Source organism: Desulfoferrobacter suflitae (assembly GCF_022603395.1).
Classification (GTDB): domain Bacteria; phylum Desulfobacterota; class Syntrophobacteria; order Syntrophobacterales; family Syntrophobacteraceae; genus Desulfoferrobacter; species Desulfoferrobacter suflitae.
Window position 1 is genome coordinate 475,131 of record NZ_JAIBKA010000003.1, and the last position, 24,267, is coordinate 499,397.

Consider the following 24,267-nt stretch of genomic DNA (forward strand, 5'->3'; position numbering starts at 1 on the left):
GACAAGCCCCGCCATCAGGACGCCCGTCTTTTTTCATTCAACCGTTTTTTACCTGATGGTCAGGCAAATCTCCGCCACCAGTGATTCCAGTGGTGCTATCACATCCACTATGCCGATTTCTACCGGTCGCTTCGGCATGCTGTAGACCACACTTGTCACTTCATCCTGTGCAATAATACTCGCACCTTTCGCCTTCATCAGTTTCAAACCTTCCGTTCCATCCCACCCCATACCCGTCATGATGACCCCCGTAGCATTGCCGCCGTAGTGTTGTGCGATGGAGCCGAACAAATAATCCGCAGAAGGCTTACAGTTGTTGATGGGCGGATCATCGCTGATGCGAATGATTCTTGTTCCGCGCTGCCGATCGAGGGAAACTCGCATGTGTTTGCCTCCCGGAGCAAGGTACACTTTATTGGCAACCACCGGCTCTCCGTCAATGGCTTCAACCACTGCAATGGCGCTGATTGCATTGAGCTTTTGGGCAAAGGCGTGAGTGAAAACGGCCGGCATGTGCTGCACAATGAAGATCGGAACTCCTATGTCAGCGGGAAACTGGGGTATTATTCGGGTCAGCGCTGCCGGCCCTCCGGTTGATATGCCGATGGCGACCGCCAGGGATTTAACTGCACGCCGGGGCCGCACTTGCCGAGAAGCAGGCGCGGTCCGCTCCGCAGCGACACCGGGAGTCGCTCGTGCACCTCGACCTCCCCTGAGCAACTGGCGCACTTTTCGGGCCCGGTCGTAAGCCTCGATGATCGATGTCAAGGCCGATTTCAGGACCTTCTTATTGTCTTCCATGGTACGCTGCGAAGGTTTGGCCACAAAATCAAAAGCGCCAAGCTCAAGCGCCCGGAGTGTGAATTCGGCTCCTTCGGTGGTATGGGTACTGACCACGATCACACCCACCTCGGGAGCTGTCTCGCGTAGTTTCTCAAGCACCTGCAGCCCGTTCATTCCCGGCATCTCGATATCGAGTGTCAAAAGATCGGGCTTCAGCAGCGCCACCTTGCTCAATGCAACGCTTCCGCTGGGAGCGACCCCGATGACATGAACACGGCCGACCTCTCCCAAGATTTCCTGCATGATTTTGCGGTAGACTGAACTGTCGTCTACCACCAGCACTTTCAATCGTGTAGGATGCGCCATTGGGATATTCTCATCGTTAAGACTCATGCCGGGTGTCGCGGGGCGACTGCCGCCCTGCAGGAGGTTCAAACAACCATTATTTCAAGACCGGCTCCAAATTCAGTACGCCGATCAGGTGTTCCTCGGTACTCACTACGCCGCAGAAATATACCGCCTGAACTCCGCCAAGATTGGCCGGCGGTGGTTTGATGCCGCCGGGTTCCACGTGCAGGGCGTCACCGATGCCGTCCACCAGGAGTCCAATGGGCTCGTTGGAAGAATTGACGATGATGATACGACCTCCTTGCTTAGACTCCCTCTCGTCCAGCCCCAGTTTTTTGCCGATATCGATAATTGTCATGATTTGGCCGCGTAAGTTGAGTACGCCGTAGACAAATTCCGGGCTCCCGTATGCCTTGGTTACCTCCAACTGCCGAACAATTTCCTGCACCGCCAGAATGTCGATGCCAAACAGTACGTCCCCCAGATAAAAGGTGACGATATCCATCGAATGGCCTGTCCGGCCCAGGGGAGTGCCGACATTCAGACTGTGCTCCGGCATCTGCTCTGCTCCGGCACCGGTATTCATGCGTTGGCACCGCCTTTGACCTTGAATATCTTGACCATCGCCTTCAGGTTTTCGGCCAGCTCTCTGAGTTGCTCGGCGCTGGCCTTGATCTGTGAGCTGCTGGTGGATGTTGCCATGTTGCCCTGATTAACATCCGCGATGGCTTCGGCAATTTCGGCCGCTACCGCAGAACTCTGGGAGACGTTGACGGCCACCTCCTGCAATCCCTGCGCAGCTTGGGACACGTTGCCGGCAATGTCCTGGGTGGTTATGGACTGCTCCTCAACGGCGGTGGCGATAGCCATCACAATATCGTTCACTTCATTGATAACCGCTGATATGCGCTCTATTTTGGCAACGGTGTCCGTGGTAACCTCCTGAATCCCCTCAATGCGGTATCTGATCTCGTCGGTGGCTTCGGCGGTCTGGCGCGCAAGCTCTTTGATTTCGTTTGCCACTACGGCAAACCCCTTGCCGGCCTCCCCTGCCCTGGCCGCCTCGATGGTGGCATTGAGGGCCAGGAGGTTGGTCTGGTCGGAAATGTCCGTTATGGTTTCCGTCACTTTACCGATTTCCCGTGCCGCTTTGCCCAGCTCATCGACGGTGACCGAGGCAGTTTGCGCCTTTTCCACCGCGCGTCCGGCAATATTGCGCGCTTTTTCGCTATTCTTGGCAATCTCGTTTATGGTGGCCGTCATTTCCTCGGCGGCACTCGCCACCATGCCCAAGTTGATGGAAGTCTGCTCGGCAGCGGCCGACACGGAAGTCATGTTGGTGCTCATTTCCTCGGCGGCGACCGCCACAGTATTGGACTTGTCGGAGCTCTGACCGGCGTAGGTTGACACCTCCTGGGCAATGGCAGAAAGCTTCTCCGACGAATCGTCCAGAGTCTCCACGGTGTCACTGATCTCTCCGAGCATTTGGCCCAATTTACCGACCATTTCATTCAACGCACCTCCCAGCACTCCCAACTCGTCCTTTCTCTGGACATGCAGGGTATCGCTAAAATCTCCCTGGGACATGCGCTTCGTGAATTCAACACTTTCATCAATGGGTTTGCTGATAGAGTGTGCGAAAAGGAACGCCACAACCAGGATGAGCAAACTCCCCACAACCGCAATGACGCTCATGACCCATTCGAGAGAATCAAGGGATGCAAACGCCTCGTCCTGATTAATTTCAGCCACGATGGCCCAGTTCAGGTCGCCGATTCCGAGCGGAGCAAAAGCGGAAAGAACTCGATTGCCGGCGTAGTCAACCAGGATTTCTTCGCCCGTATTGCCGGCCAGCGCTTGCCGGGCGGCTTCGGTATCCACTTTGCCGGCTTCCGGATTGGCGAAGGAGGCCTTCACTGAAAATTGTTTCGGCTTAATATATGAATCGGAGCGCATCAACTTGTCAGGCCCGATCAAGTAGGTTTCTCCGGTCTTCCCCATACCGGCTCGCTGCTTCATGATACTGTTGATGTGGTCGAGAGAAAGCTGAAAGACGATCACGCCCCGCAACGACCCGTTCTCCGCAGTGATGGGATAGCCGGCAAAAGCCGACGGTTCGTTGTTTTTTGCGGGATATGGAGCAAAATCCACAACGGCCGGCTGTTTGGTCGTGACCACTTTCTCCCAGAGCCTGGCCAGGTTGGTCTCCTTGTAGGGACCTGCCCTGAGGTTCGTGCCCTGGTCGGCTCCGCCGGCGCATGAGAACATGACGTGTCCATGGCTGGAACATATCAGATACACGTCTTCGTATCCGGTATCCTTCCAGAAATGAATGATGTTTTCCCCGTAGTCGTCATGAATTGATTGGTACTGGCTGGATTTGACGTCGAAGGGTCCGTCCGGATCCACATCCGTCACCAGATGATAGTCGAAAAGTACGTCATAAAGGCTTGATACGTCTTTGCTCCGGCTGAATACTTCCATGTCCAGGAAGGAATTCTGGAAATAATCTTCCATTTGTTTCTTCTTCAGTTCTCTTACCGCAATGAGCTCCTGGTAGGCTTGATTCTCGAGCGCGCCCAGCGACTTGCTGCGGGAAATCAGGCCAACGGTCAGGAAAGGAATAATGCCCACCGCCAAAAATGCCAGCATGAACTTTGTCCGCATACTGAGATTTCCAAAACTCAACATTGCCGCCCCCCCCTCCTCATAAACCGAATACCGTCACAAGCCAAAACCAGCGACCCTGTATCAGTTGCCTTTGTTTAAAAGATTTCTGACACTTTCGATGAATTTTTCTTTGTCCAGTTTTATCTGATAGTCGTCCACGCCCAGCGCCCTGCCCCGTTCGATGTCCTGGTCATCGGCAAGAGTGGTGAGGGCAATCACCGGGAGACCGGAGAGCCGATCATGATTCCTGATTCTTCTGGTGAGATCAAACCCGTCCAGTTTAGGCATTTCCAGATCGGTCACCACCAGCGCCACCTCCTCCATGGACTGCTGCAACAGTGCCCAACCCACCTCTCCGTCCTCGGCTGCGAGCGTCGAGTATCCTTCCTCTTCCAGCAATTCCGTAATGTGGGTGCGAAAGAAACTGGAATCTTCGACCACCAGGATGGTCGATCGCCGCTTCCTGATGGCTGCATCGGCGGTGATCTTGTCGAGCCAGTTCGGATAGCGGTGTCGCGTCAACTCCAAGATGTCTACCAGCAGCGTGGTTCTGCCGTCGAGTATGAGGGACCCGCTGATGCCGGGCTGCGCAAGCGTGCGGGTATCAATGTCAACCGCCGTTTGCACGGAATCCAGAGGTCCATTGGCCAACAGGCCCACTTCATGGCCTTCCACGCAAAAGATGATGGCCACCATGGTTTCCTTTTCCGCCAGCGGCTGCACCGTGGCCACTTCGTGCACCGCGAGAACGGGCAGGCTTCTTCCGCCATACGGCATGACCCGCATGCCGCCTGCCGTTTCCAGGGAAGAGAATGGGATGCGCTGAATTCGAACCACCTGATCCAGCGGAACCGCCATCGGTTCGTCCTCCGCGTTGCGAAACGTGAGCAGGAAGTTCTGCCGTGCGGCATCACTTCCGGCACTCTCCTTGGAACGTTCCGCCGCATTGTCCACAGCCGCCAGCTGAGCAAGGTTGGCAAGTCCCGCCAGATTGCCCACATCCAGTATGAACGCCACGCGACCGTCACCCATGATGGTGGCACCGGCATACGCCTGGCAATCTCTCAGGTGATAGCCGAGTGGTTTAACGACTATTTCCGCCGAATCCAAAAAGCTGTCCACGATGAGACCATATTTGGTCACCCCCGCATCCACCACAACGATGCTCAGAGAACTCGATGCGTGATAGCGTCTATCGGCGCCGCTCCTGGCATCCTGTCCCTGCACAGGGGGGCTCTCTTCAGCCTCGGCAGAAATTTCCCGACCGCTCTCGTCCCACTTCCTGGAACGCCGATCAGCGATGTTGTCCCGCTGATCCGGCTTTCTCTCCATGGTCTTCGGATCTATATAGGTCCTTTCAATGTTCAGTGTGTCTGACAATCTCACCAAGGGAAGCAGCTCCCCTCTCAACCTCAGGACGGGTGCCTGCCCCACAATTTCCACTCGGCGTTTGACCTGGGCGGCGGGTATCCGGAGCAGTTCCTCGATGTTGATCTGCGGGATGGCATATTTTTCCGCCTCCACGCGCACAATCTGGCAGGGAATGATGGCCAGAGTGAGAGGCAGCTTGATCCGTATCCGCGTTCCTTTGCCCGGCAGCGAATCCAGATCGATCACTCCGCCCAGATTGTCAATGTTGTTTCTGACCACGTCCATGCCCACGCCACGCCCGGAAATTTCCGAAACGTCGCTGGCCGAAGAAAGACCGGGGAGGAACACCAGGTTCATCTTTTCCCGCAGACTCATGCGCTTGACCTGGTCGTCCGCAACAAAACCCTTGGCCACGGCAGTGGAGGCCAAGCTTTCCGTATCGATGCCTCCCCCGTCATCGGACACTTCGATGATAACCTGCCCCGCCTGGTGAAAGGCACGCAATTGGATGCTCCCGATTTCACCCTTGCCAAGCCGTTTGCGCACCGCAGCCGGCTCAATGCCGTGATCAATGGCGTTGCGCACCAGGTGGGTGATGGGATCGTTGATCGCCTCTAAAAGCTTGCGGTCCAACTCGACATCCTCGCCGGATATTTTCAATTGAACTTCCTTGCCCAAGTCTCGCGCGATATCTCTTGCCATACGATGGAATCTGTTGAACAGCCGGCCAACGGGCTGCATGCGCGTGAGCATGATTGCCTCCTGCAATTCGGAGGTCACCATGTCCAGTCTTTGACCAACCAGCTCAATCTTTCTGGCATTCCTGGTCGCAATGGCCTGCAACAGCTGATTGCGGCCGAGAACCAATTCACTGGCAAGGTTCATCAGGGATTCCAGAAGTTGCACTTTGACGCGCACGCTGGATGGCGAGCCCGCCTGGGGCACATATGGTGCACGATCGGCGGAACTGCGGCGGGAATCATCACACGGCAAAATTGTGTCGGACATTGCAGCAGGCCGAACGTCTTCCGGTGGCGGTGTCTCTGGGTCCCGTCCTTCTTCCAATCTCCGGCGCAACGATGCTTCCCGATCGGACGGTGGGGCCTCGGGCTGATCACATTTCTGTTTGAGTTCAATGCACCGGTAATCGTCGTCAATCAGATAAACGTCCTCGCTTCCCCCCTCAAACAGCAAGACAATATCCTCAGGTTGAAGAACGCAGCTGAATATAATGTCGCGATGGTCATTGGAACCCTGCTGTGCGCCCCGCTGCTCATGATCGTCACTGCTCGCAAGGATGTCGCCATAAAAACCCAGCCGTTCAGCCCACGGCCCGCATGCCGCGACCTCGGAGGTATCGCAGGCCGCCCGGCTGAATCGAACCAGGTACAGGTTCCTTCCGTGCTCTTTTGCTGCGGCGGCCTGCTCGGCCGTCAGGTCGAACACAAGGCTGCCGCCCGAGGTGGCCAATCGAATGCCCTGTCCATCCCCACTGCCGATGTCGGCATCCTGCACCGGCATGTGGTTTTGCGAGGCGACTTCACTCAATCCCTCAACGAGATGGGCAACATCCTGCTGCTCGCCCTGCTCGAAGTTGTCAATGAGCCTTTTCAACACATCGGCGGCGGTCAGCAGCAGAGTTACGATTTCCGCATTGGGAACAAGCCGGCGAGCTCGAACCAGACCCAGAACATTTTCCATGCCATGGGAAAGCTCCCTGATGTTGACGAGCCCTATGAAAGAGGCTCCGCCCTTGATGGAGTGCACTGCCCTGAAAACCTTGTTGACCAATCCTTCATTGACGGCTGCTCCGTCGCTTTCGATTTGCAGGAGGTCTTGCTCGATATCTTGAAGGTGTTCGAGAGATTCCTCGATGTATACCTGCAAAGTCTCATCGTTGCGATCGACCATGGATTAAGCCCCTTCCGGCGTTAGTACCTAACACTTCATTATTCCAATGAAAAAACACCGGAGTCAAGTGATTAAATTGACGGCGGGGGAAGCGCACAGGGATTATTTCCTCTCCCCACTGCCGTTGCAGCCGGCCCAGGGCGGATTGGGGGCGGCGGACTGAAAGCCGCAGAGTGTAGAGAGTGCAGGTTGGGTTGAGCGCAGCGAAACCCAACGACTACGTGAGAGCGCCCAGGCCATGTTGGGTTGAGCCACGCGTACCGCGTGGCTCAACCCAACCTTCTACGGAATTCGGCCACTTGATGGTGTGGAGCCGTGCCAGGGGAGAGCCGGTAAGACGCTTTGTGGGGGGTGACCCGTCCGGGAACCAAACCGGGCGCTCCCTGTGCTGCGTCAGTTTTCCTGCCGTAGGCGCGAGCTAGTGGCGGTCGTCGCAACGAGACTCCCGGGATCATCACCTGCATCGAGAACCGCACGAATTGCCTGCAACAGCTCTTTAACTTGGTACGGCTTGCCGATGAAACCCTTGGCCCCTTCCTCGATGAGGGTCCTTATCGGACCCGTATCGGTATAGCCGCTCGCCATGATTATGACGGCACCTGGATTAATTTCCAAGAGCCGTTTAAGACATTGCCTGCCTCCCATACCGGGCATGATGACATCCAGAATGATCAGATCAATCCGTTCCATTTCCGCCCGATAGGTATCGAGAGCCCTTTCCCCATCGGGGGCGGTGATCACCGCATAGCCGAATTGGGTTAGCATTCGCATGAGCATGTTGCGTACAGGTTTTTCGTCATCCACCACCAGAATTGTTTCCTTCCCTCGGGGCGGTGAACTCACTGCGCGGCTTTCAGCCGGCTCGGCGGAGGTCGGCAGCGACGGCAGGTAGACGTCAAACCGCGTGCCCCTTCCCGGTTCACTGGTGCATTCGATGTACCCCCCATGGTTTTTGACTATACCATAGACGAGGGAAAGCCCAAGCCCGGTGCCTTTACCCACCTCTTTGGTGCTGAAGAAGGGATCGAAGATGTGCTGCAGGGTGTCCTGGTCCATGCCTGCCCCGGTGTCTGAAACGCTCAGCAAAACATAGGCTCCCGGCTTCACTTCGGGGCGTTTTCGGCAGAACTCGGTATCCAGGTTAACGTTTCTTGTGGCAATGTTGATTCGTCCTCCCTCAACCATCGCATCCTTGGCATTCAAGCCGAAATTGATGAGAATCTGTTCCATCTGAACCGGATCGGCGTTAACCAGATCAAGCTCCTCCTGCAGTTGCAGGTCAATGGAAATCATTTTGGGGATGGTCCGCCGCAGCAAATTTTGTGTTTCCTCTATTTGCCGATTGAGAGCAACGGGCCGCAGTTGACTCTCCATTTTACGGCTGAAGGTCAGCAGTTGTCTGCTCAGTTGCGCGCCACGCTGCGCAGCATGCTTAATTTCTCTCAGCTCCTGGTAATCGTTGTCAGATGGCTCTCTGCCCAGCAACAGCAGCTCCGCGTAACCCTGAACCGCTTGCAGCAGGTTGTTGAAATCATGTGCAATGCCGCCTGCAAGTGTGCCCACCGCCTCCATCTTCGCTGCATGCAGCAGCTTCTGCTCCATGAGCTTCTTTTCTCTCAGATCCTTGGCCAGGCAAAGACTACCCACCTTGTTGCCGTCGCCGTCACACAACAGATTCATGGACAATTCCATGGGCACCGCCTGCCCGTCCTTGCGTCTCATGAGCATCTCCACCTGCCTGACCACCGATTCCTTTCTCAGAGTGTCGAGCAGCTGGTTCATGGCCTGCTGGTCTGCATACATGAATGAATAGTGCTGGTTTTTAACCTCCTCATGGAGGTATCCGAAGATCTCCTCGGCGCGCTTATTCCATAACACGAACTTGCCTTCAAGGTTCACTATGCCTATGGCTTCCACGGCGTTATCGATGACATTTTCAAGGTGTTCTTTGGTCTTTTGCAGCTCTTTTTCCATGTGTTTTCGTTCGGTAACGTCACGAACGATGTTTTGGATCACCCGTCTGTCTCCAACCGTGAACAAACTGGAAGAGACTTCCGCCGGAAAGAATTCGCCGGACTTCTTCCTGAATTGATTTTCAAAATTGACGAACCCCTTTTGGACCAGAGTGTCGATGGCTTTCTGCATTGGATCGACGGCATCGGGAGAGAGAAAATCCTGGATGGTCAGGTTGTGCGCATCGGACTTGTGCACGCCGAATTGTTCCAGGACCTTGTTGTTGACGTCGATGATGTTTCCCTGCAAATCATGAAGAAAGATCCAATCATTTGAGTATTCGAAAAGATTCCTGTACTTCTCCTCGCCGGCCCGCAAATCGGCTTCCATTTGCCGCCGCTCATGGATCTCCCTGGAAAGTTGCTCATTAGATTGGACCAACTCCGCGGTCTTTTCCCGAACAGCCCTCTCCAGGTGCTGCTGATGTTTCTTCACCTTTTCTTCGGCATTTTTTCGCTCGGCAATCTCCAGTTTCAAGCGCTCGTTGAGCAGCTCGGCCAATTCCTTTCTCTGAGCCAGGTGAGCGACGAGGTTCTTATTCTCGAACCTGAGTGTCAATGCATTCACCACCACACGGTGCAAGCGCACGACATTCAGGCTCATCAGCACCAGAAACAACAGCAGCATGGCGGCCATGGCCCAATGGACAGGGTCTCCCAGCAGGGAAAAATGGCAGATCAAGGGCATCAGCGCAGGCAGGGCGTAGGCAAAAAAAACCGTCCTGATGGCAGCATAGACGACCGCTGCCCCGGCCACCATGCCCCCCAGTACGAACGGCACGAAGATCTGGTGGAGGGTCGATGCCTCGGGCAACAGAAAGATCCCCGCCAGTCCCCAGACCGCTCCGGAACCGGCAGCGCCCGCGGTGAACAGACGTACCCACCGGTCGATCTGTCCCCGCCGCAGCAGCTCTTTTTGATAGTTCCTCAGCAGCAGATATCTTCCCGCGGTGACCAGGATCATCAGGCTGAACCACGCAAACAATATTGGTTGTGGCGTGACTCTCCATTGCACCAGCACCAGGATGGAGGCATTGATCAGCGTGGCGATGAATCCCAGATGCTCGACTGACTGGAGTTGCTTTGCCTGTTCGGCATAGACTTGATCGTTGCGATCAAAATGGCTGGCCCGGCTTGCTGCCAATCGAATATCCCCCTCACTCAAACCGGTCAAAAAACCTGACCTGTATCTGACTCGCATGCTCTTGACCGCGACCTCGAGACGGGCAGAAAGGCGCCGACGCCCTCTCTATTCCCGACCTTCGGAAAGCTGCTTGAAGCGCCTTAATTTGCCGCGAACCGCCGCAATGAGGGCATCGGGCATGATCGGCTTGGTGAGATAATCGTCTACTCCCAATTCCCTCCCTTTTTGGATATCATCGATGGAATCCTTCATGGTGAAGAAGATAAAAGGAATGCGACGCCATTCGGGCCTGGTTTGTACGTTTTGGAAAAAGGTGTAACCGTCCATTTCGGGCATCATGACATCGGAGAGAATCAAGTCCGGGGTGAGGCCCGCTTCGAGCTTATTTAGCGCGGCTCGACCACTTTCAGCGGTTTCGCAATGAAACCCCATTTTGTTCAGGATCATAGAGACCAGCAGCCGGGTATCTTCGTTATCGTCTGCAACCAGTATCAATGGCTTTTCTTCCATAGCATTCCTCGGTATCTCAATTTTCCCAAGCTTGCCTTGAAGAGTATAACCTTTCGATCCGTTTCACAACCTATAAAACCCACCTGTAGTTTGACTCCCAAGGATCGCTCGCTGACCATCGAAAATTTTTCACAATCTCCTTCGAGTATAGCGATAATGCCGACGGTGATACAAGGCATTTTGCAGGCATGCCCAAATGCCCGAGCAGCCATTTGCGGTCAGGGGCCGTTTTCAAATCCGGTTCAAATCCTGTGAAAAAAGTCAAAAAAAGCCTCCTGCTCCGTTCAGTTCACTCGGAAAGTGTTCTAATTACCGCCTGCTCATTTTGCCTGCAACGCTTCCGTGTTGTACCCTTGGCTTACCTCTGCCGGTCATATTTTTTGTATGAATCATCCATAACTTCCAAAACGCCATGAGAAGGAGAGAGGATGCCTCAGCTGCCCAAATTTATGCGCGGAGGAAGGATCGATTACTTCGGTAGAAAGCGCATCAAAAAAGATGTTGCACTGTTCATTGAAGATCTGAATTTCTGGCTGGATAGGGTCTTTGTCTACCAGAAGAACAGGACGACCCGGGAAGCGGAGCGCTTCTTGAGGCAACTCGCTGAGGGCGTCAATGGAGAGCTGTTCAGCATGATACAGGATCCGGCTCCGGAGTGTGACCGCGGCCCAACAACGCAGGCAAGTCTGCGTGCACACCGCCGCTCCTGAAAAGCTGTGCCGGAAGACCGGGCTGATGCCAGACCGGCGCACTGCCGCACCGCCGGCAGGAATTCATAAATGCGGATGGTTACCGGGTTTCGATGTTCGCCGCATGGACGGAAAAGCGCCAATGAAACATTCTCGGGCAGGCTCCCGCGCCTGCAGGACGTCTAAACGGGCCAGGAAGCCCGTATGATTGTCCCGTGCCCCGGAGAGGATTCAATCGTGCATGTCCCGCCTGAGAATTCCGCCCGCTCGCGCATGCTGGTGAGTCCCAGCCCCCTCTCAGCATCCTCTCTGGCGAGCACCGCATCCAAATCAAATCCCCCGCCGTTGTCCTCGATTGTCAGCTCAAAAGCTGCACTTCTTCTGCCGAGGGAGAGCGCCACGAAGTCCGCCCGGGAATGTTTTGCAACATTGTGCAAAGCCTCCTGCATGATGCGATAAATGATGATCTTGAGGTTTTCGGGAAGATCGCCTTCCTGGATATCAATCCTCTGCTCGATGAGGATGTCTTTGTGGAGCCTCTGAAAAGACCTGCAAAAGGAGTCGATGGCGGGAATCAGACCGAGATCATCCAGGATCGAGGGGCGCAGCGCAGACATGATTCTTCTTGCTTCCTCCATCGTTTGTCGAGTGAGCAGAAGGAGACTTTCGATCACTCGCGAATCCTCCCGATTACCGCCGACCTGCTCCAGCAGATTTTCCAAACCAATCTTGATGGCACTCAGGGAAGAACTGATGCTGTCGTGCACTTCCAGCGAAATTCGTTTTCTTTCTTCTTCCTGACTTACAAGAAGCTTTGCCGACAGCAGGCGCAACCGCCTCTCCGAAATCTGAAGAGCCTTTTCAGCAGTCTTTTGTTCCGTGCTGTCGAGGATACTCCCAACCTGGTAAACCGGATTGCCCTCCTCATCCTTTACCACCGCCAGCAAATGACTGAGCCACCGGTAGGAGCCATCCTTGTGCTTGAAACGGTATTCCAGTTTGGTCCGCTCTTTGCCCAGCTGTGTGGCCTCAGCCAGCATTTGTTCCACCCGTTGTCGATCGTCGGCATGGATCAATGCGAGGATCTCTTCGGTCGACATCGCATGGATCTCATCGGGCTCATAACCGCATAACTCCAGTATTCGAGGACTTATATAATCATAGCGGTCGGTTTTCAGATCTCTCCGGTATGAGACGTGCAAAGAGGTTTCCAGGACTTCTCGAAAACGCTCCTCGGCCTCCCGCAGATCCTTCTCCATCCTCTCTCTTTGGGCAATCTCCCTGCGCAAGGCCTGATTCGATTCCTGCAACTCGGCGGTGCGCTGCCGAACCCGCAGTTCGAGCTCGTCTCTGCTTTTCTTCACCGCCTGTTCAGCCAATTTGCGCTGCGTGACGTCGCTGGCGGCTCCAAACCATTCTTCAATCTCACCTGCAGCATTCCTCATGGGAACCGCCCGCGAAAAAACCCACCCCAGGGTCCCGTCGGCGCGCCTGACGCGGTGCTCCAATTCAACCACATTGCCGCTCCGCACCGCGCTGTCAATGACTTCCTGAAGGGAGCTCGCATCGTCCGGATGGATATAATCTGACATCCAATCACGGTTCGGCTGTTTCGTGTCGGCAATGAAACTGCCTCCATGGAGCTCGCGCATCTCTTTAAAGTCGGGACTCATGCGAAAGATCGCCTGGGAACTGGCATCAATCAGCGCCCGGTAACGTTGTTCACTGTGCCGCAGCGCGTCCTCGGCCCGTTTATATTTAAAGGCCTGAACCATTGCAGGTGTGATGGCTTCCAATGTCTGCCGGTCGTTGTCGGTGTAGCCGCCCTCGCGGTTGGCGAGAGCCACCAGCCCCATTACCACGTCTCCATCGAGCAGCGGTACTCCCAGAAAAGCCTGCAACGGCGGGTGTCCATCCGGTACGCCAATACTGTCGGGGTGCGATGCAGGGGAATTGCTGAAAAACCCTTTGCCGTTCAGCAACACACGGCTGCACAGGCCGTGAACCTCGGGGCCGGCGCCGAGCCAGCGGTGGCCGCCGGCTGAATCCAAGCGGCAGGCGATCTGCCCGCCACGGCTGATTGCTAGAGTGTCCAGGATGCCTTCGTTATTGATCTCGCCGATGAACCCGCATCTGCTCCCGGTTGTCTTTTCCGCCACTTCCAGGCACAAGCCTCCCAGCTCCTCGGATGTCTGGCACACCAGGGCCTCCTGGAGAATGCGGTTGATTCCATTCAAAATGAGGTTTTCCTGCAACAATGCCCGCTCCCTCCGGCGCTCGTCGATGTCGGTGAACACGACAAGCCAGCCGGCGGGGGCGCGGGAATACTGCAGGGAGGCAACCTGGAAGTGAACGTAAAAGTATTTTCCCTCCCTGGGCTCGAGTCTCAGTTCACCGCCATGCCGCGGCGGGCACCCTGTTGTGCAGACGCGCTCCAGGGTCTCAAAGTATCGAGCTCGATCCTCATCGCAAATGAACTGCGAGAATGCCAGGTGAATCAACTGGTGTTTCGGACGACCCAGCAGTTCAGAGGCAAGACGGTTTGCCTGGTAAATGATTCCCTTTGGGTCAAGCGCAAGATACCCCACGGGGGCCAGATCATAGAGCCGTTCGAAGGCATCCTGCCGCACTTTGGTCCCGCTTGCGGCTCTCGGAAGCAGCCCGGTTTGAAGCAGAGGCCCCTCCGGGGGGCTTTCCGGCTCATTGCCCAAACGGTCTGAATCCCTTGAGGTCGATGCAAGGTCAACAGTCCCTCTCCGCTCCCTTTTCTCAGACATAGTTCCCGCCTTCCCCCCCGCAGGTTTTCAAACATGCAGTCGTGATCCGTCGATTTGGCATTATAGAAAGTCAGGGGTAACGGGTCAATTGGAGGCCGCGCCGATCAGACACCCTGTCCCATCCCAGGCGCCCTTCAACGCGCGGCAGTATTGCTGGGGCATGAGGTCGATCTTAGCTTAAAAGGGAAGTTGATGGTGGGTCAAAGTATCATTTTGGTCTGATTTTGGTCCAGGTGTTGCCGGCATGACAAGGGTGGGGCCATGAAATCACTGAATGGGGGAGATGGTTTCCCGTCCAGGGGGAAGTGTGCAGGTCATGAAAAGACGGGTTGTATTGGCGGAAGACCACAATATTTTGCGACAGGGATTGACAAAGATCGTTGCCTCTCTGCCGGATTGTGAAGTGGTCGGTGAAGCCAGGGACGGAGTCGAGGCTATTCGGGTAGTCGAAGAGTGCGAGCCGGATCTTATCATTATCGATTTGTTGATGCCTCAGTTGAATGGAGTTGATGCCATAGGGGCACTCAGGTCCAGGCGGCAAAAATTAAAAATCATGGTGTTGACCGCTTATAAGGACGAACAGTACGTGATGGCGGCCTTTCGTGCAGGAGCCGATGCCTATCTTTTGAAAGATGACTCCAAGCAGGTGCTGATCGCAGCCATTAGAAAGGTTTTTGAAGAGAAAAAGTATATCAGTCCCTTCCTTGCATGTGACTACGATGCCGGGTTTCTGGACGGCGACATCAACACCCGATGTCCACCGGCAGCGACGCTCACAACACGTGAACGGCAGGTTCTCGAGTTGATCGCCAGAGGCCATACGACCAAGCAAATATCCGGTATACTCTCGATAGCAGTGAAGACAGTCTCCACCCACCGCACCAATCTCATGCGCAAGCTCAATCTCAACGGCATATCCAAGCTCACCGCCTACGCATTAAGGAGAGAGACCGCAACGGGTGGAACAGAATAGACCTGAGCACCGGAAGGTCGATTGTCATTTGCAGCGTGAATCACGAACAAGGAATAACAGCGCAGCGCCCGCACGGCAAAAAACAGCTTGTCAATTGAGAATTACAGGGTATGATTAGCCTCGATTGCTTCTGAGACCTTGCTGGAAATGGTTTTGCACATCACGGTTATCAATCGATGCACCAGCCATTGAGCTCTATCGATCACTAGCCTTTTGCCTTCCCGAAATATTCATGCAAGGCAGCACATCAGGTTGGCGACGATGTTTCAGGAAAGTCGCTCTATGCTGTGCTGCAGCCGCCGGCTCTGTTGCTGCGCGGTTCTATCCTGCAGCCCTTAGCGTGTAACCGGTAACACGATTTCTCTTTTTGAACGGATCGCTTACGGTCTTCCGTGAAGGATGAACGGTTGCGGCGCGTCCTTTGGTGGATGGCTCTCAGCTGCTCTTCGCACCGGCCGCAAGTGGTTTGAATCAAGACCTACAAAGGATTGACTTCTTATGAATTTTGAAAGTCTGCAACTCGTTTCACCCATTTTAAAGGCCATCCATCAATGCGGCTACCAGCAACCCACTCCAATTCAAGCCGAGACCATTCCGCGGGCCCTGGCAGGTCGCAACCTGCTGGCTTCCGCACAGACGGGCACCGGCAAGACAGCAGCCTTTGTGCTGCCGATGCTGCAACGGCTGTCTTCGAGTGCACACGGCCGCAATAAACACGTGCGTGCCCTGGTGCTCGCCCCCACCCGCGAACTGGCCGAACAGATTGCTCAGGCTGTGCGCACCTACGGCAAGTACCTGCGGCTGGCGTGCATCACCATCTTCGGAGGCATGCCGTTCCGCGAACAGATCATAGCTCTATCCAAATCCCCGGATATCGTCATCGCCACACCCGGTAGACTGCTCGACCACATGGACCATGGTCGCATCGACCTGTCACATCTGGAGATGTTCGTCCTGGATGAAGCCGACCGCATGCTCGACATGGGTTTTATCGACGACGTCAGGCGCATCTCTGCGGCCGTTGCAAATCCATGTCAGACCATGCTGTTTGCTGCCACCGTAGGCCAAGCCACCACCCGGTTGGCACAAAACCTCCTGGAAGATCCCGAAAGAATCCAGGTCGCACCGGAAAAGATCACCCATGCCGCGATTGAACAGCGCTTGCACCTGGCAGACAGCATCCAGCACAAGAACCGTCTGCTGAAGAAACTGTGTGCCGACAGCAGTATGACCAAAGCGATCATCTTTTCCGCCACTAAGAGCGGCGCCGACAGTCTGGCACACTCTCTCACCCAGCATGGCTACCCGGCGGCGGCACTGCACGGAGACATGACTCAGAACGCTCGAAACCGGACCGTCCTGCGCATGCGAAACGGCAAGATACGGCTGCTGGTGGCCACCGATGTGGCCGCCCGCGGGCTCGACGTTGCCGGAATCAGCCATGTCATCAACTTTGACCTGCCGCGTTTTGCCGAGGACTATGTCCACCGCATCGGCCGAACCGGCCGCGCCGGACAATCGGGAATCGCCATTTCCTTCGCCCTGCACAGCGACTTTCCCTACCTGGATCGGATCGAACGATACACGGGACATAACCTGTCGGTTCAAACTATTCCAGGGCTGGAGCCGACCACTCAATTGCGCGCCTCGACCTCCAGGCAGAAAAGCGCCGGGAAGTTTCCCGCAGTTGGAACAAACAACCCCGGCAAGAGAGGCAGGCGAGCGGTCCACTCGTTCGCACGGAAACAGGCCGAGGATAACATGCTGTTCTCCGGCATCAGGAAGCGTGGCACATCGACACGCAAAGTTGCAGTCGAACAGCGCAACCTCGATCCCCATCCGACAAACCAATCCAAAAACAGCAAGATCCGCAGAAGAAAGCCCTCGAACCCGAGATAGAACCAGAAGTCACACATGTGGGCCGGTTCGCTTTCTGAGCAATGCGGCCCGTCCGCCTCTGCAGGAATATGCCATCCTCTTTCGCCGGTATGCTGAACACGCAGTCACGGCGGCCTTCGTGGCGGTACCCAAGGTGCCGCCACGTACATTGAATATCACTGAGCCCCGCGCACAAACCTGTGCAGCAGTTGGAGGCAGCGCAATTCATCCCTCTCCCCCCCTCTATCCTTCATAGGGTGAGGTAATGACGGCCCCAAGGACAGCGTTGGTCGCTCTTTTGGCTCTCCCTTGGCAAGGAACGCGGGCCGGCGGTCTTTGCTTGCACCGCCACCCGTCAACCGACCGTGCTGTAGCGGTTTGTCCTGACCCCTCACATCCTTCAGCCCATATCCGACTTCCAAAACCAAAGTTGCTGCATGATATCAGCTCATCGCAACGATTCTCTTGGATGTTGGCTTTCGGATTTATGGTGAAGTACGCATGAAAAAAATGAGCACGCGCGGTAATGGTAGGAAAGATCTGCGTCGGCCAAGTGGGCAGGACTGCCGGCAAAAATTTCAAATGATCTTTAATGAACGACTGGAACACGGGCAGACCCTCTACACGCCCTGTCTCGGCTGGAAAGAGTTCACCCCAAGTCAGACACCCCCGGCAAAGCCGGAGGCTTGATGAGCGGGGCCGTCTCAAAGACGGGCGCCATGGTTCTGAGCTCAGTGAATTCTACCTCCGCAACGCTCAAAGCTTTGCAAGTCTCACTGGTCGAACCAGTGGCTTACCGATTTGAGTTATTCTCGGGAGCAGCTAAGGCATTGCGGGAGCGGGATCGGTGGATTGGTTGGAGTACAGCCGAGCGATTGAACCGTTTGGGCTGGGTAGTGAGCAATACTCGTTTTGTGATCTTTCCCTGGGTACGGTGCGAAACCTGGCAAGCCATGTGCTGGGGCAAGCGGCAAGGCGTATTGAGAAAGATTGGCAGGAGCGGTGGAATTACCGGCCGGTATTGCTGGAGACTTTCGTTGATTCTCGCTTCTATGAGGGGACCTGTTACCGGGCGGCCAATTGGCGCTATCTGGGAATGACAGTGGGAGAAGGGCTGGTTCGCAAGGGTAGGTGCTACACGACGAGCCCCAAAAAGATTTGGCTCATCGCGGATTAGTGGGGTTCGTGTTGGTTTAAGCAAACTCCAGGGTATGAATTCAAGAATGAATTTGAGGGGTTCTTTCAACTCCTCTCCATAAGCGTCGGGTCGGGCACAGGGAGCCGCCTTGCAGACTTCAGAGTGCGGCAAATCCCTATCCAGTTCAGTTCTCGACAAGCTCAACACGGCGGTTTTTGGCCCGGCCTTCATCAGATCTATTGGATGCAACGGGGCACGCAAAGGCGACACCCACGGCAGTGAGACGGTTCCGGTCGATGTCGTGCTGGCTTGCCAGCGCATCCACAACGGCATTGGCGCGGCGTTGCGACAAGTCCATATTGAAGGAGAGGGATCCGACATTGTCGGTGTGACCTGCAACCAAAAGTTTCAGTTCAGGGTCGCCATGCAAGAGCCTGGCGACCTGCTCCAAGGTGGGCTGGGATTCAGGCTTGATGTCAGCTTCATTGAAATCGAAGTAAATCCCGTAAAGTGCAATGCTGCCTGTAGTCGAGATTTTCTGGGCCATTTCTTCGGCCTTAACCGTGACCATTTTTTGTTCGCGCTGTTTCGGCTCTACGATATCCACAACGGCAACCGTCCGCGTATTGAGCGCACGGCAGGAAGAGCTCGCTTTGACCGTATAGGTTAACACGGAAACATGTGCTCCGGTTTCACTCCACATGCCCACGGTGTATCTCTGGCCCTCGATATATGTGGCTTGTGCACACCTGCCGTTTGAGAACAGCGGATCTTTGATGAGCTCGTTTGGTCGAAGATACATTGCCAGGCTCATTCTTCCCCCGCCGCCTTCGCTGCCCCTGCCGGGATCCCCACCGCATTCCTCCTGCTTGCACTCATAGAGAATCTCTCCACCTTTGTTTTTGATTTCCTCTTGATAATTGCGCACGACCTCTAAAGGCGACACGTTTTCCGGCATCAGGTAGACCAGCCGAGTATGCTCCGCCTCCAGGACTTTCTTTTCTTTTGGCTCAAAATAGTAGTTGTTATGGTTGTCTTTCTTACCTTCCACCCTTTCGAGCTTGGACAGTGGGAGCTTGAATTCATCAAAATCCATGTGGTCATAAGAAACGATGAGCGACCCCTTGTAACGCCCTATCAGCGGATTATCCCTGCTGTCCTGAAGGTCCGCGGTTGGGATGCTGGCATCGGCCAGACCGTTTGTTGCCGACGTCAAGAGCATCATGGCGGCGATCAATACTTTGAACATAATCCCTTCCTCCTTCATGCGGCTGTTTGCTGGAGCTCGCTGTGAAACGGCTGTAGATTGGCTATCATAAATTACTAAGCCGCCCCTTCACAACAAGAATAACGCCGACATTGCGGTCTTTACAGCCGCTGAGCAGGAATGCACTGGCGAACAGAAGACAATAGAGTTAAGATGAATGAAACTTCCCGGAGAAATTGACGTGGAGCTTTAGCTACAGAACAGACTTCAGCTTGATGAAGCGTTTAGCAGAGATTGCGGGTTCACGATACAATAATATTCGAACGAGGCAAGCATGACCGTTAAAGACAACGAATGGAGTTGGCCAAGTTCCTTATTGAATGCATGGACTCAAGCGACCGCCGACTTTTGGGCCACCGCCAGCCAGGAATGGTCGGCAGGATTCCCCGGCTTATCTGGCAATTTTGGCCCGGCAGCAGGAGATGCCCAAAGCCGCACACAGGAGCAGTGGCAGGCCGCACTCAAGATGTGGCAGACAATCTCTTCCAGTTTCAGCTCTCCTGAAGCTACAGAAGCTCTTCTCAAAGGAATGCAGACCTGGCCCGAAATCTCCTCAAAGTTGATTCGCACCATCTGGGAAGGCTACTCCCACCTCCACCAGCACTGGCTGAGAAAACTGGGACGACTGGGCGAAACCACCGAGGCCTACAAATTCGAAAATCTTGATCAGGAGATCTTTAAAACCTGGCAGGAGCTATACCAGAAAGAGATTCAACCTTACCTGCAGGCGCCGCAACTGGGATTGACGCGGTTTTACCAGGAGCGGGCGAACGACGCCGTGGACAAATTTCACCTTTACCAAGCGGCTGTCGGCGAATTCATCCACATGCTCCATCTGCCCATGGAAAAATCCGTACGGGTGGTCTACGAAAAGATCGAGGAGTTGGCAAAAGAAGGGCAGCTTTCAGAGGACTTCAAGGAATACTACAATATCTGGATCAAAGTCCTCGAGGGTCACTACATGACCTTGTTCAAATCGCCCGATTACCTACAGTGTCTCGCGCAAACCCTCAATGCCGCCAATGAATTCAAAATGGCGCGTCACCGGTTGCTGATCGATATGCTTCAGCCTCTCCCATTGCCCACCAATAGAGAGATGGATGAGCTCTACAAGGAGCTATATTTGCTGAAGAAAAGAGTCAGAGAGCTGGAGCAGAACACGGGAGAAAAGGGTTAGACAGCAGCAGTCGGCAGCCTCAGAGCAGCAAAGCCCGATAACCTGAAAGGGGGAATGTATGAGCCCGTCAAAAATCCCGGTAGATGCCATTCTGTCTAAGTTGGCCGAAGATGTGGAGAAGTCTCAAGACAGGATGATGAAGTCTCAGGATGTATTGCTTGGCCCTCTGGATACCGCCATTGCCACCACACCCTACGATGTGGTGTATGAAGAGGACAGGGTCAAACTCAAACACTATCGCCCCGCCAAAGAGATTCAAATCAAGACTCCTCTGCTTATGGTGTATGCCCTGATCAACAGGGAAACCATGCTCGATCTGCAACCCGGCCGCAGTGTGGTGCAGAACTTCCTCAATGAAGGCATCGATTTGTACATGATCGATTGGGGATTTCCTACCCGCAAGGACCGCTATTTGACCATTGACGACCACGTGAGCGGCTACATCAATAACATCGTCGATTTCATCAGAGAACGCCATGGGGCGCCCAAAATCAATTTGATGGGAATCTGCATGGGCGGATCTTTTTCCGTCATGTACTCGAGCCTCTTCCCGGACAAGGTGAAGAACCTCATCACCACTGTGACTCCGACCAACTTCGATACCGACAAAGGTCTTTTGCATGTGTGGATGAAGACAATCAATGCCGACCGCATGATCGACACCTATGGCAATATGCCGGGAGACCTCCTCAACATGGGCTTTTTGCTCCTCAATCCGGCCCGTTTGATGATCGATAAATACATCGGGTTTTTTGAAAATATGGACAACAGACAATTTGTGGAAAACTTCATCCGCATGGAAAAATGGATATTCGACAGCCCGGATGTGCCGGGAGAGACTTTTCGCCAGTTTGTCAACGACTGCTATAAGAAAAACCTCCTCATTCACAGTAAAATGCAATTGGACGGCAAAATCATCGATCTCAAGAAGATCCAAATGCCGCTCATGAACATCTACGGCCGGTACGACCATCTGGTCCCGCCCGAGGCTTGCGAGCTGCTCACCAAAAAGGTGGGCACCAAAGATACAGAGGACATCTGTTTGGATACCGGGCATATTGGCATTTATGTCAGTTCAAAAACCCAGAAAGAACTGACCCCGAGGATTTTTCGGTGGCTTAAAGAAAGGGATCAGGCAGAAACACCTAACAAGATCAAAACGGCCAAGAGAACTTCGAAAAGAACGGCCAAGGCGGCCGAAAAATCCAAATCTGCGCCGACCGGCAAGAAGCGGACTGAGGGCGTTAAGAAACGTGCAACGGCGGGGGGGTAGAATCATGGAGCAGGATAGGAGTTATTTCAAGGCCATCTGTAAAATCAGCAGAGCATTCGGAACAACACATAATCTTGAAGAACTTTTAGATCTCATTGTCGACAGTGCCATTGAAACCATGCAGGTGAAAGCTGCCCGACTTTTTCTTTATGAGGAAGAACAGGAAGAGTTTATCCCGGTTGCCCAGCGAGGACTTTCAGATAAATACGTACGGCGAGGTCTCACCCACCCTTCAACGATTATTCCGGTACTTGTCGAAGACGGTTTTCTTTATTCGCAGAACGCCGTCACAGATGATCGACTCAGCGGACATGAGGCGAAAAAAGCCGAAGGCATTGTCTCCATATTGGTCGTTCCCGTCAAAGTGCGAGGTAAGTTGATCGGCGGTCTTTCACTTTTTGCCGGCGAACGAAGAGACTTTTCCGAGGACGAAATCGAGTTTGCAACCGCCATTGCCGAGCAGGGTGGAATGGCCATAGCAAATTCCCAACTGATTGAAAGGGTCATGGAAAACTCCAATATGTTTTTGGATCTGGCGGTGAATATCAATTCCAGCCTGGATGTAAAGAAAATCCTGCACATTTTGACGGCGGACGTAGCTGATTCCATGAACGTCAAAGCCTCCTCCATCCTGCTGGTGGATGAAAAGAACAAATCGCTCGAATACGTGGCCAGCTACGGACTGAGTGAAAAGTATCTCCGGAGGGGGCAGCTTTCCATTGATCCCAGCGTAGAAGAGACGCTGGCCGGCAATGTTGTCCGCGTCCGGGACATGTCCGCCGATCCGCGCGTATCTTTCAAAAAAGAAAAACAAAATGAGGGGATCGTTTCCATCCTCTCGATTCCAGTAAAGACCAAAGAGAAAGTGATCGGCGTTCTGCGGCTCTACACTGGAGCGCCAAGAGAGTTTTCAGATGAAGAAACCACCATGGTAACCGCCGTGGCGCAACTGGGTGGCCTGGCCATTCGAAACGCTTCGATGTACCTCCTGCTGGAAAAAAACATGAAGCACTTGCAGGAAGATATCTGGAGTCACCGGTCCTGGTTTTGACGCGGAATGTTTACGGTAATCACCTGGGCGCTCAATGTAGCGACTGTTAAGATAACGATGCCTGAATCGAACGATTTGTGTGGATTTGCAGCCCGATTGCCAAAGGTGAAGAAGGGGGATTACATGCAGGGAAAGACGATCGACGAAATCAACGTGGGTGACAGCGCGGAATTTGTGAAAACCGTTTCTGAATCCGATATCTACCTTTTCGCCGGAGTGACGGGTGACATGAATCCGGCCCATATCAACGAAGTTTATGCGTCACAGACCTTTTTCAAAACCAGGATCGCTCATGGCATGCTGGCAGCCGGCTTCATTTCCGCGGTCCTGGGTATGCAGTTGCCCGGCCCCGGAACGATCTACCTCAAGCAGGAGCTCAGTTTTCTAGCCCCGGTTCGCATCGGAGACACCATCACCGCACGGGTTGAAGTGACCGAAATCCTGGCGGAAAAGAAACGAGTCAAGCTGAAAACAACGTGTTTCAACCAGGAAGGTACGGTCGTTCTCGACGGTCAGGCGACGGTGAGTCCCCCCAAACGCTGAGAGCGGTTCCGCCAGCGACAAGACAACCAAGAGTTCTTCGATCGTGTCAAGAAACCGCCAATCCGTCACCCCGACGGAAGCCGGGGCCCAGCGAACATCGCAGGCTCTGGATTCCGGTTTTCAACGGAATGACGACGACGGGCTTCAAAAGACTTTCATGTTTGGTTGTGACCGCATGAGTCATGACTGATCGCTGGGATCTCGAAACGGGCGTAAAACGCATTCTCGTACATACTCTTAGAGAAGCATCTGTTGGATGCAGGCCGAACACCGATACGCTCTTAAAACCGCGACGGTCCATGCAAATGCTTGATTGGCGAGATTAGGTCGGCAAGAAACGCCGCAGATGCAACGGTCATTTTGTTGCCAACTGGTATAGAGAGGCCTGCCACACCGAGGTCAGCCTTCATTGGCCGGGGGGGCGTCATTTGTTTTGAAGAACCGGCCGAATTGCTCCATCAGGTTCTGAAACTGCTCTGATTGCTTTTGCATCAGACCGTCAAACTGCTTTGAGGCTTCTCGGTATTCCTTTTTGGTGGCCTCCGCGAGCAGCATCTGTAGATGATTGATTGTCTCTTCCTGAGAAGCCGCCTTTGTCTTCAGTTCTTCGTATTTCTGCATCAGTTCAAGATGTTCAGAACGGGGCACAAACCCAACCAGGCTAAAAAACTCGCTGAAGGATTTGCGGAAGTCTTCCTGAGCCTTCATCCACGCCGCCAAATAATCCGGGCTGCCCTCTTTTTCCCGATTCA

General features: G+C 54.3%; 16 protein-coding genes and 1 pseudogene. 8 read left to right on the plus strand and 9 right to left on the minus strand.

The annotated features are described in order from the left end of the window. Positions 1 to 48: 48 nt before the first annotated feature. From K1V27_RS07585 to K1V27_RS07610, 6 genes are all read right to left on the minus strand, one after another. A complete protein-coding gene (locus K1V27_RS07585) occupies positions 49 to 1,149 on the minus strand; it encodes a protein-glutamate methylesterase/protein-glutamine glutaminase (RefSeq protein WP_258929037.1) in 1,101 nt (366 codons plus the stop codon). Between the two features lie 76 nt (positions 1,150 to 1,225). Next, positions 1,226 to 1,690 carry a chemotaxis protein CheW gene (locus tag K1V27_RS07590; protein ID WP_258929038.1) on the minus strand — a complete coding sequence of 155 codons (465 nt, stop codon included), beginning with the start codon at positions 1,688 to 1,690 and terminating at the stop codon, positions 1,226 to 1,228. 23 nt (positions 1,691 to 1,713) lie between these two features. After that, positions 1,714 to 3,798: a methyl-accepting chemotaxis protein gene (locus K1V27_RS07595; RefSeq protein ID WP_258929039.1), complete on the minus strand. Its 2,085-nt coding sequence runs from the start codon at positions 3,796 to 3,798 to the stop codon at positions 1,714 to 1,716. Between the two features lie 84 nt (positions 3,799 to 3,882). Continuing rightward, positions 3,883 to 7,083, minus strand: a complete 3,201-nt coding sequence (locus K1V27_RS07600; RefSeq protein WP_258929040.1) for a hybrid sensor histidine kinase/response regulator — start codon at positions 7,081 to 7,083, stop codon at positions 3,883 to 3,885. Positions 7,084 to 7,476: 393 nt separating this feature from the next. Next, positions 7,477 to 10,239 carry a PAS domain-containing hybrid sensor histidine kinase/response regulator gene (locus K1V27_RS07605; RefSeq protein ID WP_258929041.1) on the minus strand — a complete coding sequence of 921 codons (2,763 nt, stop codon included), beginning with the start codon at positions 10,237 to 10,239 and terminating at the stop codon, positions 7,477 to 7,479. A gap of 105 nt (positions 10,240 to 10,344) precedes the next feature. Further along, the gene (locus K1V27_RS07610; protein ID WP_258929042.1) at positions 10,345 to 10,749 is read right to left on the minus strand and encodes a response regulator; all 405 of its coding nucleotides are present in this window, start codon (positions 10,747 to 10,749) and stop codon (positions 10,345 to 10,347) included. A 428-nt stretch (positions 10,750 to 11,177) separates the two neighbouring features. Here K1V27_RS07610 and K1V27_RS07615 point away from each other — a divergent pair, with 428 nt between their 5' ends. Continuing rightward, entirely contained in the window at positions 11,178 to 11,459 is a 282-nt protein-coding gene (locus K1V27_RS07615; RefSeq protein WP_258929043.1) for a hypothetical protein, read from the plus strand. Between the two features lie 161 nt (positions 11,460 to 11,620). Here the strand turns inward: K1V27_RS07615 and K1V27_RS07620 are convergent, their stop codons facing one another. Further along, a complete protein-coding gene (locus K1V27_RS07620) occupies positions 11,621 to 14,215 on the minus strand; it encodes a PAS domain S-box protein (protein ID WP_258929044.1) in 2,595 nt (864 codons plus the stop codon). A 316-nt stretch (positions 14,216 to 14,531) separates the two neighbouring features. Between K1V27_RS07620 and K1V27_RS07625 the strand changes: the two genes are divergently transcribed. The 3 genes and pseudogenes from K1V27_RS07625 (at position 14,532) to K1V27_RS07635 (ending at position 18,243) form a co-directional block, all read left to right on the plus strand. Then, positions 14,532 to 15,188, plus strand: a complete 657-nt coding sequence (locus K1V27_RS07625; RefSeq protein ID WP_258929045.1) for a response regulator — start codon at positions 14,532 to 14,534, stop codon at positions 15,186 to 15,188. 498 nt (positions 15,189 to 15,686) lie between these two features. Next, positions 15,687 to 17,087 (plus strand): DEAD/DEAH box helicase, encoded by a 1,401-nt coding sequence (locus K1V27_RS07630; protein ID WP_258929046.1) that lies wholly within the window; start codon positions 15,687 to 15,689, stop codon positions 17,085 to 17,087. A 698-nt stretch (positions 17,088 to 17,785) separates the two neighbouring features. After that, positions 17,786 to 18,243 (plus strand): annotated as a pseudogene (locus K1V27_RS07635) (Druantia anti-phage system protein DruA). A gap of 145 nt (positions 18,244 to 18,388) precedes the next feature. Here K1V27_RS07635 and K1V27_RS07640 read toward each other — a convergent pair. Further along, entirely contained in the window at positions 18,389 to 19,453 is a 1,065-nt protein-coding gene (locus K1V27_RS07640; protein ID WP_258929048.1) for an OmpA family protein, read from the minus strand. 292 nt (positions 19,454 to 19,745) lie between these two features. Between K1V27_RS07640 and K1V27_RS07645 the strand changes: the two genes are divergently transcribed. The 4 genes from K1V27_RS07645 to K1V27_RS07660 all read left to right on the plus strand — a co-directional run bounded on the left by K1V27_RS07645 (position 19,746) and on the right by K1V27_RS07660 (position 23,515). Continuing rightward, on the plus strand, positions 19,746 to 20,648 hold the full coding sequence (locus K1V27_RS07645) for a poly(R)-hydroxyalkanoic acid synthase subunit PhaE (RefSeq protein ID WP_258929049.1): 903 nt from the start codon (positions 19,746 to 19,748) through the stop codon (positions 20,646 to 20,648). 58 nt (positions 20,649 to 20,706) lie between these two features. Then, a complete protein-coding gene (phaC, locus tag K1V27_RS07650) occupies positions 20,707 to 21,921 on the plus strand; it encodes a class III poly(R)-hydroxyalkanoic acid synthase subunit PhaC (RefSeq protein WP_258929050.1) in 1,215 nt (404 codons plus the stop codon). 4 nt (positions 21,922 to 21,925) lie between these two features. Beyond that, positions 21,926 to 22,972, plus strand: coding sequence for a GAF domain-containing protein (locus K1V27_RS07655; RefSeq protein ID WP_258929051.1), 1,047 nt, complete (start codon positions 21,926 to 21,928; stop codon positions 22,970 to 22,972). Positions 22,973 to 23,095: 123 nt separating this feature from the next. Beyond that, complete coding sequence (locus K1V27_RS07660) at positions 23,096 to 23,515, plus strand: MaoC family dehydratase (protein WP_258929052.1); 420 nt, start codon at positions 23,096 to 23,098, stop codon at positions 23,513 to 23,515. 399 nt (positions 23,516 to 23,914) lie between these two features. Here K1V27_RS07660 and K1V27_RS07665 read toward each other — a convergent pair. Further along, positions 23,915 to 24,267: hypothetical protein (locus tag K1V27_RS07665; protein WP_258929053.1), on the minus strand; the 353-nt coding region annotated here is incomplete at its 5' end.

Coding starts and splice junctions, on each gene's coding strand:
- K1V27_RS07585 (WP_258929037.1), bottom strand. CDS start 1,149: ATGGCGCATCCTACACGATTGAAAGTGCTGGTGGTAGACGACAGTTCA.
- K1V27_RS07590 (WP_258929038.1), bottom strand. CDS start 1,690: ATGCCGGAGCACAGTCTGAATGTCGGCACTCCCCTGGGCCGGACAGGC.
- K1V27_RS07595 (WP_258929039.1), bottom strand. CDS start 3,798: ATGCGGACAAAGTTCATGCTGGCATTTTTGGCGGTGGGCATTATTCCT.
- K1V27_RS07600 (WP_258929040.1), bottom strand. CDS start 7,083: ATGGTCGATCGCAACGATGAGACTTTGCAGGTATACATCGAGGAATCT.
- K1V27_RS07610 (WP_258929042.1), bottom strand. CDS start 10,749: ATGGAAGAAAAGCCATTGATACTGGTTGCAGACGATAACGAAGATACC.
- K1V27_RS07615 (WP_258929043.1), top strand. CDS start 11,178: ATGCCTCAGCTGCCCAAATTTATGCGCGGAGGAAGGATCGATTACTTC.
- K1V27_RS07620 (WP_258929044.1), bottom strand. CDS start 14,215: ATGTCTGAGAAAAGGGAGCGGAGAGGGACTGTTGACCTTGCATCGACC.
- K1V27_RS07625 (WP_258929045.1), top strand. CDS start 14,532: ATGAAAAGACGGGTTGTATTGGCGGAAGACCACAATATTTTGCGACAG.
- K1V27_RS07630 (WP_258929046.1), top strand. CDS start 15,687: ATGAATTTTGAAAGTCTGCAACTCGTTTCACCCATTTTAAAGGCCATC.
- K1V27_RS07640 (WP_258929048.1), bottom strand. CDS start 19,453: ATGTTCAAAGTATTGATCGCCGCCATGATGCTCTTGACGTCGGCAACA.
- K1V27_RS07645 (WP_258929049.1), top strand. CDS start 19,746: ATGACCGTTAAAGACAACGAATGGAGTTGGCCAAGTTCCTTATTGAAT.
- phaC (WP_258929050.1), top strand. CDS start 20,707: ATGAGCCCGTCAAAAATCCCGGTAGATGCCATTCTGTCTAAGTTGGCC.
- K1V27_RS07655 (WP_258929051.1), top strand. CDS start 21,926: ATGGAGCAGGATAGGAGTTATTTCAAGGCCATCTGTAAAATCAGCAGA.
- K1V27_RS07660 (WP_258929052.1), top strand. CDS start 23,096: ATGCAGGGAAAGACGATCGACGAAATCAACGTGGGTGACAGCGCGGAA.